This is a genomic window from Streptomyces sp. NPDC012794 (genome assembly GCF_042901085.1).
GTDB lineage: Bacteria > Actinomycetota > Actinomycetes > Streptomycetales > Streptomycetaceae > Streptomyces.
The window spans coordinates 167,005-179,944 of sequence record NZ_JBIBCI010000008.1; the positions used below are offsets into that span (position 1 = coordinate 167,005).

Here is a 12,940-nt window from a genome sequence, read left to right on the forward strand (position 1 = left end):
TGCTTATCCGTTTCACACATCCTGGCGGAAGGCACGGGCGCCCGGGGCGGCGGGGCCCCTGGAATACGGGTTTCAGTACCGGACCGTTACGGCCCTAAACTGTGCCCGTGACCGAGAACACGCAGACACCCAGCGCACCCAACTCCGAACTGCCGACCGCCTACGCGCCGGCCGAGGTAGAGGGGAAGCTCTACGAGAGCTGGGTAGAGCGTGGGTACTTCACGGCCGACCCCGCGAGCGAGAAGCCCGCGTACACCATCGTCATCCCGCCGCCGAACGTCACCGGCTCGCTCCACCTGGGCCACGCCTTCCAGCACACCCTCATGGACGCCCTGACCCGCCGCAAGCGCATGCAGGGCTACGAGTCCCTGTGGCTGCCCGGCATGGACCACGCCGGCATCGCCACCCAGAACAAGGTCGAGCAGCAGCTCGCCGAGGAGGGCAAGTCCCGCCACGACCTGGGCCGCGAGGAGTTCGTCGAGCGCGTCTGGCAGTGGAAGGAAGAGTACGGCGGCAAGATCCTCGGCCAGATGCGCCGCCTCGGCGACGGCGTCGACTGGTCCCGCGAGCGCTTCACCATGGACGAGGGCCTGTCCAGGGCCGTCCAGACCATCTTCAAGAAGCTCTACGACGACGGCCTGATCTACCGCGCCGAGCGCATCATCAACTGGTGCCCGCGCTGTCTGACGGCCATCTCCGACATCGAGGTGGAGTACCAGGAGGACGCGGGCGAGCTCGTCTCCATCCGGTACGGCGAGGGCGAGGACAGTCTCGTCGTCGCCACCACCCGCGCCGAGACGATGCTCGGTGACACGGCCATCGCCGTCCACCCCGACGACGAGCGCTACAAGCACCTCGTCGGCCGGCTCGTCAAGCTGCCGCTCACCGACCGCTCGATCCCGGTCGTCGCGGACGCGCACGTCGACCCCGAGTTCGGCACCGGCTGCGTCAAGGTGACGCCCGCCCACGACCCGAACGACTTCGCCATCGGGCAGCGCCACAACCTGCCCAACATGACGATCATGGACGAGCACGGTGTCATCACCGTCCACGGTCCCTTCCTCGGCCTGGACCGCTTCGAGGCGCGTTCCGCGGTCGTCGGCGCGCTGCGCCAGCAGGGCCGGATCGTCGCCGAGAAGCGCCCCTACCTGCACTCCGTCGGGCACTGCTCGCGCTGTTCGACCACCGTCGAGCCCCGCCTGTCCCTCCAGTGGTGGGTCAAGGTCGAGACCCTCGCCAAGGCCGCCGGTGACGCGGTCCGCGACGGCCGGGTCGCGATCCACCCGCAGGAGATGGAGAAGCGGTACTTCGACTGGGTCGACAACCTCAACGACTGGTGCATCTCGCGCCAGCTGTGGTGGGGTCACCGCATCCCGGTCTGGTACGGCCCCGACGGCGAGGTCGTCTGCGTCGGCCCCGACGAAGAGGCGCCCACGGGCGAGGGCTGGACCCAGGACACGGACGTCCTGGACACCTGGTTCTCCTCCGGCCTGTGGCCGTTCTCCACGCTGGGCTGGCCGGAGAAGACCCCGGACCTGGCGAAGTTCTACTCCACCGACGTCCTGGTCACCGGCCACGACATCATCTTCTTCTGGGTCGCCCGGATGATGATGTTCGGCCTGTACGCCATGGACGGCGAGGTCCCCTTCAAGACGATCGCGCTGACCGGTCTGGTCCGCGACGAGCGCGGCAAGAAGATGTCGAAGTCCTTCGGCAACGTCGTCGACCCGCTCGACTGGATGGACAAGTACGGCTCCGACGCCGTCCGCTTCACCCTGGCCAAGGGCGCCAACCCCGGCACGGACGTGCCGATCGGCGAGGACTGGGTCCAGGCGTCCAGCAAGTTCGCCAACAAGATCTGGAACGCCACGCGCTTCGCGCTGATGAACGGCGCCACGATCGAGGGCGAGCTGCCGCCGGCCGAGCGGCTGTCGGCCACCGACCGCTGGATCCTGTCCCGCCTCAACAAGACGGTCGCGCAGGTCGACGGCTACTACGACGACTTCCAGTTCTCGAAGCTCAGCGAGGCGCTCTACCACTTCGCGTGGGACGAGGTCTTCGACTGGTACGTCGAGCTGTCGAAGACGACCTTCTTCGCGGGCGGCGAGCAGGCGAAGGTCTCCGGCCGGGTCCTCGGCGAGGTCATCGACGTGATGCTGCGCCTGCTGCACCCGGTGGTCCCCTTCGTCACCGAGACGCTGTGGACCACGCTGACCGGCGGTGAGTCCCTCGTGATCGCCGACTGGCCCAAGGACAGTGGCTTCCGCGACGAGGCCGCCGAGGCCGAGATCGAGAGCGTCCAGAACCTCGTCCGCGAGGTCCGCCGGTTCCGCAAGGAGCAGGGCCTCGACGACAAGCAGAAGGTGCCGGCCCGTCTCGACCTGTCCGGTACGGCGCTCGCCGCGCACGAGGCGGCCATCCGCCAGGTGCTGCGCCTCCAGCCGGAGGGCGACGCCTTCAGCGCCTCCGCGACCCTCCCGGTCGCCGGTGCCACGGTCGCGCTCGACCTGTCGGGCACCATCGACGTCGAGGCGGAGCGCAAGCGCCTGACGAAGGACCTGGGCGCCGCCGAGAAGGAGAAGCAGCAGGCCGAGGCGAAGCTGGCGAACGAGGCGTTCATCGCCAAGGCCCCCGACAACGTCGTGGACAAGATCAAGGGCCGTCTCGCCAAGGCCGAGGCGGACATCGCCCGGATCCAGGCGCAGCTGGCCGCCCTGCCCGCCGCGTAGCCACGCGCCCCTGCCGCGTACGAAGGCCCCCGCACCGTCTCCGGACGGTGCGGGGGCCTTCGCGCGGGCCGTGCCCGGAGATGACCGGAGTGCCGCATATCACTTCATGTGCGGCACCCCTCGATCCGCACCCCCCAGGCCCGCCACGGATGATGGGGGGATGCACGTCAAGCCCGCCCCGTCGGCGTTCCACCGGGCCGTGTCCTCCGCCCGCCGGATGGCCGAGGGCTGGGGCGCCTCGCCCCGGGCGCAGGACGCCCTCGCCGCGCTGAGCTGCCTGGCCCTGATGACGCTGGACCTGCCCGGCCTCGCCGCCGCCGACAACTCCCTCAGCGGGGCGGGGGCCGCCGCCGTGCTCACCGCGGGCTGCTCGACGCTGCTGGCGCGCCGCCGGATGCCGTGGGCGGCATACCTCACGGCCCTGCTGTTCATCGGCTGGCTGCACGAGCTGACCCTGATCCAGTTCGCGCTGTACTCCGTCGGCCGGTCCCGGGGGCGCCGCGCAGCGGTCCTGGCCACCCTCGGGTACGTGGCCTTCGCGGTCTCGGTGTTCTGCCTGCCGGGCTGGCCCGAGCCGAAGGTGGCGACGCTCAGCTCCTTCCTGGGCCTCGTGGTGCCGATCGGGGTGCTCGCCTCCGCCGTCGGGATCGCCGCCTGCCGGCACGACCTGGTGCGCGAGCTGGAGGCCCGGCGGGCCGAGGCGGCGGTGCTGAGCGCCGTACAGCAGGAGCGGACCTCGGTCGCCCGCGACGTCCACGACTTCGTGGGGCGGGAGCTGACCCTGCTGACGGTGCGCTCGGAGGTGCTGTCGATGCGGGCGCGGGAGACGCCGTACGCGAAGGACTTCGAGGAACTGTCGGACACCGCCCGGCGGGCGCACCTGGTCCTCAACGAGATCATCGTGCAGCGCGGGGAGCGGGCGGCGACCCCCGGTGTGGACGGGCTGGCGGCGCTGGCGGAGCAGAGCGGGCGGGCCGGTTCGCCGGTCACGCTGGCGCTGGACCCGCAGGCGCACGCGCTGTCGCCGCTGCGGCAGGCCGCGGTCTACCGGGTGGTGCAGGAGTGCCTGACCAACGCGGCCAAGCACGCCCGCGGCGAGACCATCGAGGTGTCGGTCCGGGCGGACGGCCCGCACGTGCGGATCGCCGTCAGCAACGGCCTGCCCGACGGCGCCCCGGGCCGGGCCCCGGTCTCGGCGGGCTCGGGTACGGCGAGCATGGCCGAGCGGGTCCGCAGCCTGGGCGGCACGCTGACGGCGACGCGCACGCCGGACTCGTACGAAGTGGTGGCGACGCTGCCGCGCGGTTGACCGGGCCGCCGCTCAGGCCCCGGCGGGGGCGAGCAGACCGCTCAGCGTGTCGAGGTCCTCGACGCAGCGGCCGGAGCCCAGGGCCACGCAGTCCAGCGGGGCGTCCGCGACGAAGACCGGGATGCCGGTGGCGGAGGCGATGCGCAGGTCCAGGCCGGGGAGCAGGGCGCCGCCGCCGGTGAGGACGATGCCGTGCTCCATGATGTCGCCGGAGAGTTCCGGAGGGCAGTCCTCCAGGGTGGCGCGGACGGTGGCGATGATCGCCTCGAGGGGCTCGTCGAGGGCGGCCCGTACGTCGGTGGCGGTCAGCTCCAGCGTCTTGGGCATCCCGCCGACCTTCTCCCGGCCGCGCACGGTGAAGGTGCGGGCCTCCAGCTCGGGCCGTCCGGGGACGGGCCAGGCGGAGCCGATGCCGATCTTGACGTCCTCGGCGGTGCGCTCGCCGATGAGGAGCGAGTGCCGCTTGCGCACGTAGTCCGTGATCGCGGAGTCCAGGCGGTCCCCGCCCACCCGCAGGGAGCGGGAGGTGACGATCCCGCCGAGGGAGATCACGGCGACCTCCGAGGTGCCGCCGCCGATGTCCACGACCATCGAGCCGCGCGGTTCGGCCACCGGAAGGCCGGCTCCGATCGCCGCCGCCATCGGTTCCTCGATCAGGTGGACCGTCCGGGCGCCGGCCCGGGTGGAGGCGTGGACGATGGCCCGCCGCTCGACGGGGGTCACGCCGGACGGCACGCAGATCACCATCCGGGCGCGGGGGCGCCGGCCGGGCACCGCCTTGCGCACGAAGTGCCGGATCATCTCCTCGGCGGCCTCGTAGTCGCAGATCACCCCGTCCTTGAGGGGGCGGATGGCGGTGATGGAGCCCGGGGTGCGGCCGATGGTCTCCTTGGCCTCGGCCCCGACGGCCAGGGCGGTGGTGGTGCCGGCCCTGACCGCCACCACGGACGGCTCATTGAGGACGATCCCGTGGCCGCGCGCGTAGACGAGGGTGTTGGCGGTTCCCAGGTCCATCCCTATGTCGCGGCTGGAGGCGGTCGTGGTGGTGCTGGCCTGCGGCATTCGGTCCCCTCTCTCCTGCCGCAAGGCTTGCATGACGATCAGGCCGCCTTCGCGGCCGTAGGTCCCGAAACGCCCGGGCCGGAAGTCCTGTGGGTCCCCGTCCGTAGACTGGTCCCCGTGAGTGAGCAGCAGCCCGAGAGCCACGACCGCGACCGCGACGGTACCTTCGACGAGTTCGACCAGATTGTGGCGGAAGAGTCCGACCGCGACCCCGACCTGGCGGTGATCGAGGCGGGCAGCCGTACCCTGCGCGCCCAGGCCGGTCCGCCGTCGGGCGACCCCGTGCCGTCCCGCCCCGAGGACCCGGAGGTGGCGAAGGCGCTGCTGGAGGTGGAGCAGGAACTGGCCACCCGGTGGGGCGAGACCAAGCTGGAGCCGTCCGTCAGCCGGATCGCCGCCCTGATGGACGTACTGGGCGAGCCGCAGCGCGCGTACCCCTCCATCCACGTCACCGGCACCAACGGCAAGACCAGCACGGCCCGCATGATCGAGGCCCTGCTGAACGCCTTCGACCTGCGCACGGGCCGTTACACCAGCCCGCACGTCCAGTCCGTGACCGAGCGGATCAGCCTGGACGGGGCGCCGATCAGCGCCGAGCGCTTCGTCGAGACGTACCACGACGTGAAGCCGTACGTGGAGATGGTCGACGCCGCCGAGGAGTACCGGCTGTCGTTCTTCGAGGTGCTCACCGGCATGGCGTACGCGGCCTTCGCGGACGCGCCGGTCGACGCGGCCGTGGTCGAGGTCGGCATGGGCGGCAGCTGGGACGCCACCAACGTGATCGACGGAACGGTCGCGGTGATCACCCCGATCAGCCTGGACCACACGGACCGGCTCGGCTCCACGCCGGGTGAGATCGCCCAGGAGAAGGGCGGCATCATCAAGCAGGACGCCACCGTGATCCTGGCGCAGCAGCCGGTGGACGCGGCGCAGGTGCTGCTGAAGAAGGCCGTGGAGGTCGACGCGACGGTGGCCCGCGAGGGCATGGAGTTCGGCGTCGTCTCCCGCGAGGTGGCCGTCGGCGGCCAGATGCTGACCCTGCGCGGCATGGGCGGCGAGTACGACGGCATCTTCCTGCCGCTGTACGGGGCCCACATGGCGCACAACGCGGCGGTCGCGCTGGCCGCCGTCGAGGCCTTCTTCGGCGTCGGCGGGGAGCACGCGCGGGAGCTGGACGCGGACACCGTCCGGCAGGCCTTCGCCTCGGTGACCTCGCCGGGCCGCATGGAGGTCGTGCGCCGCAGCCCGACGGTGATCCTGGACGCCGCGCACAACCCGGCGGGCGCGCAGGTGACCGCGGAGGCGGTCACCGAGGCCTTCGGCTTCAGCCGGCTGATCGGTGTCGTGGCCGCGAGCGAGGGCAAGGACGTCAAGGGCGTCTTCGAGGCCTTCGAGCCGATCTTCGCGGAGGTCGTGGTCACCGAGAACACCAGCCACCGGGCCATGGGCGCGGACGAGCTGGCGGCGATCGCCGTCGAGGTCTTCGGCCCGGACCGGGTGCAGGTGGAGCCCCGGCTGGACGACGCGCTGGAGGCGGCCGTCACCCTCGCGGAGGAAGAGGCCGAATACGGAGGGGCCGGGGTCCTGGTGACCGGTTCCGTGATCACGGTGGGCGAGGCCCGCCTGCTGTTCAAGAAGGGCTGAGGGATCGATGCGCACGCTCTGCGCGAGCACGCTGATCGGTGAATTCTTCATCGTCGGCTTCGCGGGCCTGGTGGCCATGAAGAACCCGGACCTGACCCAGGCCGAGGTGTGGACCGTCTGCGGTGTGACGATGCTGCTGTCGGTGCTGCTGTGCGGGATGCTCTCGCGCCCCGGCGCGGTGCAGATCGGCTGGGCCCTGCAGATCGGGCTGATCGCGAGCGGTTTCGTGGTCCCGACGATGTTCTTCCTGGGCGCGGTCTTCGCGGGCCTGTGGTGGTGCTCGGTGCACTACGGCCGCAAGATCGACGCGATCAAGGCGAGCTGGGCCGCCCGTCAGGCGGAAGCCGCCGCTCCTGACGCTGCGTGACGGTTCACCGTTTCGGCCCTGTAGATTCGTCGCACCGCACCCGTTTGCCGCAAGGAGCACCCACATGACCCAGCGCACTCTCGTCATCCTCAAGCCCGACGCCGTCCGTCGCGGGCTGGTCGGCGAGATCATCGGCCGCATCGAGCGGAAGGCCGGCTGGACCATCCCGGCGATGGAGCTGCGCACGCTCGACGCGGAGACCCTGGAGGCCCACTACGGTGAGCACAAGGGCAAGCCCTTCTACGAGCCCCTGATGGGCTTCATGGCGAGCGGCCCGGTCGTCGTCCTGGTGGTGGAAGGGGAACGTGCGATCGAGGGTGTCCGCCAGCTGGCCGGCCCCACCGACCCGATCGCCGCGGCGCCCGGTTCCATCCGCGGGGACTTCGGCACCATCGTCCGCGAGAACCTGATCCACGCCTCGGATTCCGAGGAGTCCGCGGAGCGCGAGCTGAAGCTCTTCTTCCCCGCGCTCTGATTTCCGGGAACAGTCCTTTCTGACGAGACATCAGCCGAATAGCGCTCATGACCTGGGGCGACCGAAGTAATTTCGGTCGCCCTTCGGTATTGCGGGTATCGGCCGGGAACGCATGGCAAGGACACGACGTCACCAATCAGGGGGCGGGTTTCCGTTCCGGCGAGATCGCCGGAGTCCCGTCGCGCGGTATCGGTACTCGCGGCACTACGATGGGGCCTCCACCCACACACCCACCTCGCCGACCTGACAGCAGCCGCTATCAACTGGAAGGCCAGACGCTCCTCATGGGGAACAAGGGGAACAACATGTCGTTCATCGGCCGTGACATGGCGATCGACCTCGGGACCGCCAACACGCTGGTGTACGTGAGGGGCCGGGGAATCGTTCTGAACGAGCCGTCCGTGGTCGCCATCAACACGAACACCGGTGGAATCCTGGCGGTCGGCTCCGAGGCGAAGAAGATGATCGGCCGGACGCCCGGCAACATCGTCGCCGTACGGCCCCTCAAGGACGGCGTGATCGCCGACTTCGAGATCACCGAGCGCATGCTCCGGTACTTCATCCTCAAGATCCACAAGCGTCGCTACCTGGCGCGTCCACGCGTCGTGGTCTGCGTGCCCTCCGGCATCACCGGGGTGGAGCGGCGCGCCGTCATCGAGGCGTCCACGCAGGCCGGCGCCCGCCAGGTGCACATCATCGAGGAGCCCATGGCCGCCGCCATCGGCTCGGGCCTGCCCGTCCACGAGGCCACCGGCAACATGGTCGTGGACATCGGCGGCGGCACCACCGAGGTCGCCGTCATCTCCCTCGGCGGAATCGTCACGGCGCAGTCCATCCGGGTGGCCGGCGACGAGCTGGACAACGCGATCATCCAGCACATCAAGAAGGAGTACTCGCTCCTGCTCGGCGAACGCACCGCCGAACAGATCAAGATCACCATCGGGTCGGCGTACGACCTCGACAAGGACGAGCACACCGAGATCCGCGGCCGCGACCTGGTCTCCGGCCTCCCGAAGACCGTCGTCATCTCCGCCGCCGAGGTGCGCAAGGCCATCGAGGAGCCGGTCAACTCCATCGTGGACGCCGTCAAGACCACCCTCGACAAGTGCCCGCCGGAACTGTCCGGCGACATCATGGACCGCGGCATCGTCCTCACCGGCGGCGGGGCCCTGCTGCGCGGCCTCGACGAGCGGCTGCGCCGCGAGACGGGCATGCCGATCCACATCGCCGAGGACCCCCTCGACTCCGTGGCCCTCGGCTCCGGCAAGTGCGTCGAGGAGTTCGAAGCCCTCCAGCAGGTCCTGGACGCCCAGCCCCGGCGGTGATCAAACCCCCTCCAACGGGGCATGCGGAACACAAGGATCCGCCGTACGGGTGCTACCGCGCCGGTGCGGCGGATCGTTGATATACAGGCACAGTCCGGCGCGGCCCCGGCTCCGCCGGAGCGACTCCGCCGCACGGGTTTTCTACGAGGAAGGCACGGCCGCCGCACGTGAGGGACACACGAGAGAGCCGGCTGCTCCTGGTGCTGCTGATCGCCATCGCGTTCGCGTTGATCACGGTGGACATCAGAGCGGGCGAGGAGTCACCGGTCGACGGTGCCCGCAAGGCCGCGGCAGCGGTCTTCGGCCCGGTCGAGAAGGGCGTCGCCACCGCGGTGGGCCCGGTCGCCAACGCCATAGGGGCCGTACGCGACTCCGACGAGCGCCACAACCGCATCACCCGGCTGGAACAAGAGAACGCCCTCCTGAAGACCAGGATGGGCAGCGACGAGCGGGCCAAGAGCCGCATCCACGAGCTCGACGAGATGCTCAAGCGCGCCGGCGCCGGACAGTACGGCATCAAGGGGGCCGAAGTCATCGCCATAGGGTCCGCGCAGGGCTTCTCCTGGACCGTCACCATCGACGCCGGCAGCAAGGACGGCATCGAGCGCGACATGACCGTCCTCAACGGCGACGGCCTCGTCGGCCGGGTCACCACCGTCGGCCCCGACACCTCCACCGTCCTGCTCGCCAACGACCCCGACTTCACCGTCGGCACCCGCCTGGAGCAGAGCGGCGAACTGGGCTTCGCCACCGGCCAGGGCGACCGCGCCCTGTCGGTCCAGATGCTCAACGGCCGCGCCAAGGTCAGCCCCGGCGACCGCCTGGTCACCTTCGGCTCCCGCGCCAACAAGCCCTTCGTACCCGGCGTCCCGCTCGGCGAGGTCGTCCGCGTCGACCCCTCCAACGGCGGCCTCACCCGCACGATCCACGTCCGCCCCTTCGTCGGCTTCTCCCGCCTCGACATCGTCGGCGTGGTCGTCGTACCGCCCCGCGACGACCCGCGCGACGCCGTCCTGCCGCCCAAGCCCGAACCCCCCAAGCCCACACCGACGGTCACCGTCACGGTCACGCCCTCCAGCTCCGCCGGGGGGACCCCCACCCCGAGCGTCTCCGGCCGGCCCGCGGACGAGGAGGAACGCTGAGCCATGCGCTTCAACCGGATCCTGCTCTCCGCCACCCTCGTCGTGGTGGCCCTCGTCCTCCAGGTCACCGTCCTGGGGCGGCTCCAGCTCCCCGGCGCCGTCCCCGACCTGATGCTGCTCACGGTCGTCGCCCTGTCCCTGGTGTACGGGCCGACCTCCGGAGCCCTCCTCGGCTTCGGCGCCGGACTCCTCGCCGACCTGGCCCCGCCCGCCGACCACGCGGCGGGCCGCTACGCCCTCGTCCTGTGCATCATCGGCTACCTCGTGGGACTGGCCCGCCCCGACAACGGCCGGTTCCGCTCCGCCTGGGGCCCGATGCTCACCGTGCTCGCCGCCGCCGTCGGCTCGATCCTGCTCTACGTCGGCGTGGGCGCCCTGGTCGGCGACACCGCCGAACGTCACGTCGGCCTCGGCGGGCTGCTGTTCACCGCCGTCCTCTACGACCTGCTGCTGGCCCCCTTCACGGTGCCGTGGATCATGGCCCTCGCCCGCCGGGCGGAGAACGACCCGATGGCCGTCGAAGCGGGCGGCGGCCCGCCGCAGGGCGCCGACGTGTCCTCCGGCTGGCTCGCCGGCGGCACCGGCCTCAGCATCGGCAGCCGGCGCGGCGGCCTGCGGCTGCGCACCGCCCGCGGCCGCGCGAACCGGGCCGGCCGGATAAAGGGTGTCAAAGGCGTGAAGAACGTCAAGAAGCTGTGACGGGGGAGCACGAGGCATGACCAACATTCCCGAGACCGGCCGCACCCCCCGGGTGCAGATCCGGCTCGTCATCATCCAGATCCTCGTCTTCTCGCTGCTCTGCACCCTCGGCGGCCGGCTCTGGTACCTCCAGATCCGCAACGGTCACGAGTACGCCGACGAGGCCAGGAGCAACCACGTCCAGCGCGTGGTGCAGCCAGCCGTGCGCGGCTCCATCCTCGACGCCCGCGGCGTCCCCCTCGCCGACAACGAGACCCGGCTGGTCGTCTCCGCCTCCCGCACCGAGCTGATGCGGATAAAGGACCGGGGCAAGGCCGTCCTGACCCGCCTCGCCGGAGTCCTGGACATGAAGCCGCAGGACGTCATGGACAAGATCCGGCTCTGCGACTCCCAGACCCCCAAGCCCTGCTGGAACGGCTCCCCGTACCAGCCGATCCCGGTCACCATGGAGGCCACCACCCAGCAGGCCCTCCAGATCCGCGAACGCCCCGAGGACTTCCCCGGCATCACCGCCGAACCGACGGCGGTGCGCCGCTACCCCGCGCCCGGCGCCGCCCGCACCGCGCAGGTCCTCGGCTACCTCTCGCCCGTCACCGACGACGAGATCCAGAAGGCCAAGGACACCGACTCGCCCCACCTGCGCTCCGACCAGGTCGGCCGCTCCGGGCTCGAGCGCACGTACGACAAGGAGCTGCGCGGCAAGGCGCAGGTCACCTCGTACGAGGTCGACAACCTCGGACGCGTCATGGACCAGACGAAGTCCGACCCCGGCGTCGCCGGGTCCACCCTCGTCACCAGCATCGACGCCCGGGTCCAGTCCGTCGCCGAGTACGAGCTCGCCCAGGCGATGAAGGTCGTCCGCAAGGAGACCGACAACATCACCGGACGCAAGTACGAGGCCGACTCCGGCGCCGTCGTCGTCATGGAGACCAAGACCGGCCGCGTCGTCGCCATGGCCTCCCAGCCCGACTACGACCCCAACGCCTGGGTCGGCGGCATCTCCGGCCAGGACTACGCCAACCTCACCAGCAAGAACTCCAACTACCCGCTGCTCAACCGGGCCATCCAGGGCCAGGCCCCCGCCGGCTCCATCTTCAAGGTGGTCTCCGCGAGCGCCGCCGTCCGCGCCGGCTACGCCTTCAACGACAAGTACAACTGCAGCGCCTCCTACAACATGGGCGGCCGCAGCTTCGCGAACTTCGAGTCCAAGGGCCACGGCCCCATCACCCTCGGCGAAGCCCTCAAGTTCTCCTGCAACACCGTCTTCTACGCACTCGGCCACAAGGAGTGGCAGCGCGACGGCGGCCTCGAACCCAAGAAGGACGCCCACGACTGGTTCTACCGGACCGCCCGTGAGTTCGGACTCGGCTCCGAGACCGGCATCGACCTCCCCAACGAGGTCACCGGCCGCATCCCCGACCGCCAGTGGAAGCAGAACTTCTGGGCGGCCAACAAGGACTCCTGGTGCAAGCAGGGCAAGAAGGGCGGCACCTACGTCGAGCAGATCGCCTACGAAAGCTGCCTCGAAGGCAACCAGCTGAAGGCCTACGACAGCATCAACTTCGCCATCGGCCAGGGCGACGTCCTCGTCACCCCCATCCAGATGGCCACCGCCTACGCCGCCATCAGCAACGGCGGCACCCTCTACAACCCCACCGTCGGCAAGGCCGTGATCAGCCCCGACGGCAAGATCCAGGAGATCAAGCCCACGTCCCACGGCAAGCTGCCGGTCGACGCCAAGACCGTCGCCGACCTGGACAAGGGCCTGCGCATGGTCGTCGAGCCCGGCGGCACCGCCGCCTGGCGGTTCGGCGGCTGGCCGCTGGACAGGATCCCGCTGCGGGCCAAGACGGGCACCGCCCAGGTCTACGGCAAGCAGACCACCTCCTGGCTGGCGACCTACACCGACGACTTCACCATCGTGATGACGATCTCCCAGGGCGGCACCGGCTCCGGAGCCTCGGGCCCCGCCGTACGCAACATCTACAACGCGATGTACGGCCTCACCATGGACGGCAAGGACACCGGCAAGGCCCTCCTGCCCAAGCCGCAGGCCGAGCTGCCCACCGTCCACCCCGACGGCACCATCGACGCCCCCGAGATCCGGCCGTACGTGCCCCCGTCCCCGGAGGAGCTGGCGCCGCCCGCGCTCGCCGGCCCGCCGCCCCTGCGGCATGACTGAGACGTG

General features: G+C 70.6%; 10 protein-coding genes. 9 read left to right on the plus strand and 1 reads right to left on the minus strand.

The window, feature by feature from the left end:
• Positions 1 to 107 precede the first annotated feature (107 nt).
• Positions 108 to 2,729: a valine--tRNA ligase gene (locus ACFY7H_RS17445; protein WP_388938923.1), complete on the plus strand. Its 2,622-nt coding sequence runs from the start codon at positions 108 to 110 to the stop codon at positions 2,727 to 2,729.
• A gap of 160 nt (positions 2,730 to 2,889) precedes the next feature.
• Positions 2,890 to 4,038 (plus strand): sensor histidine kinase, encoded by a 1,149-nt coding sequence (locus ACFY7H_RS17450; protein ID WP_388938924.1) that lies wholly within the window; start codon positions 2,890 to 2,892, stop codon positions 4,036 to 4,038.
• 12 nt (positions 4,039 to 4,050) lie between these two features.
• Here the strand turns inward: ACFY7H_RS17450 and ACFY7H_RS17455 are convergent, their stop codons facing one another.
• Positions 4,051 to 5,100 (minus strand): rod shape-determining protein, encoded by a 1,050-nt coding sequence (locus ACFY7H_RS17455; protein WP_388938925.1) that lies wholly within the window; start codon positions 5,098 to 5,100, stop codon positions 4,051 to 4,053.
• Positions 5,101 to 5,217: 117 nt separating this feature from the next.
• Here ACFY7H_RS17455 and ACFY7H_RS17460 point away from each other — a divergent pair, with 117 nt between their 5' ends.
• From ACFY7H_RS17460 to mrdA, 7 genes are all read left to right on the plus strand, one after another.
• Positions 5,218 to 6,744, plus strand: coding sequence for a bifunctional folylpolyglutamate synthase/dihydrofolate synthase (locus ACFY7H_RS17460; protein WP_388938927.1), 1,527 nt, complete (start codon positions 5,218 to 5,220; stop codon positions 6,742 to 6,744).
• 7 nt (positions 6,745 to 6,751) lie between these two features.
• Complete coding sequence (locus ACFY7H_RS17465; protein WP_388938929.1) at positions 6,752 to 7,111, plus strand: DUF4233 domain-containing protein; 360 nt, start codon at positions 6,752 to 6,754, stop codon at positions 7,109 to 7,111.
• Positions 7,112 to 7,175: 64 nt separating this feature from the next.
• Complete coding sequence (gene ndk / locus ACFY7H_RS17470) at positions 7,176 to 7,586, plus strand: nucleoside-diphosphate kinase (protein ID WP_125821114.1); 411 nt, start codon at positions 7,176 to 7,178, stop codon at positions 7,584 to 7,586.
• Positions 7,587 to 7,891: 305 nt separating this feature from the next.
• Positions 7,892 to 8,911: a rod shape-determining protein gene (locus ACFY7H_RS17475; protein ID WP_030008578.1), complete on the plus strand. Its 1,020-nt coding sequence runs from the start codon at positions 7,892 to 7,894 to the stop codon at positions 8,909 to 8,911.
• A gap of 167 nt (positions 8,912 to 9,078) precedes the next feature.
• Entirely contained in the window at positions 9,079 to 10,053 is a 975-nt protein-coding gene (mreC, locus tag ACFY7H_RS17480; RefSeq protein ID WP_388938931.1) for a rod shape-determining protein MreC, read from the plus strand.
• Positions 10,054 to 10,056: 3 nt separating this feature from the next.
• Positions 10,057 to 10,752 (plus strand): rod shape-determining protein MreD, encoded by a 696-nt coding sequence (gene mreD, locus ACFY7H_RS17485; protein WP_388938932.1) that lies wholly within the window; start codon positions 10,057 to 10,059, stop codon positions 10,750 to 10,752.
• 16 nt (positions 10,753 to 10,768) lie between these two features.
• The gene (gene mrdA / locus ACFY7H_RS17490) at positions 10,769 to 12,934 is read left to right on the plus strand and encodes a penicillin-binding protein 2 (protein ID WP_388938933.1); all 2,166 of its coding nucleotides are present in this window, start codon (positions 10,769 to 10,771) and stop codon (positions 12,932 to 12,934) included.
• The last annotated feature ends 6 nt before the right edge of the window (positions 12,935 to 12,940 follow it).

Excerpts from the sequence above, each read along its gene's own strand:
- ACFY7H_RS17450 (WP_388938924.1), top strand. The coding sequence starts at position 2,890 with ATGCACGTCAAGCCCGCCCCGTCGGCGTTCCACCGGGCCGTGTCCTCC.
- ACFY7H_RS17455 (WP_388938925.1), bottom strand. The coding sequence starts at position 5,100 with ATGCCGCAGGCCAGCACCACCACGACCGCCTCCAGCCGCGACATAGGG.
- ACFY7H_RS17465 (WP_388938929.1), top strand. The coding sequence starts at position 6,752 with ATGCGCACGCTCTGCGCGAGCACGCTGATCGGTGAATTCTTCATCGTC.
- ndk (WP_125821114.1), top strand. The coding sequence starts at position 7,176 with ATGACCCAGCGCACTCTCGTCATCCTCAAGCCCGACGCCGTCCGTCGC.
- ACFY7H_RS17475 (WP_030008578.1), top strand. The coding sequence starts at position 7,892 with ATGTCGTTCATCGGCCGTGACATGGCGATCGACCTCGGGACCGCCAAC.
- mreD (WP_388938932.1), top strand. The coding sequence starts at position 10,057 with ATGCGCTTCAACCGGATCCTGCTCTCCGCCACCCTCGTCGTGGTGGCC.
- mrdA (WP_388938933.1), top strand. The coding sequence starts at position 10,769 with ATGACCAACATTCCCGAGACCGGCCGCACCCCCCGGGTGCAGATCCGG.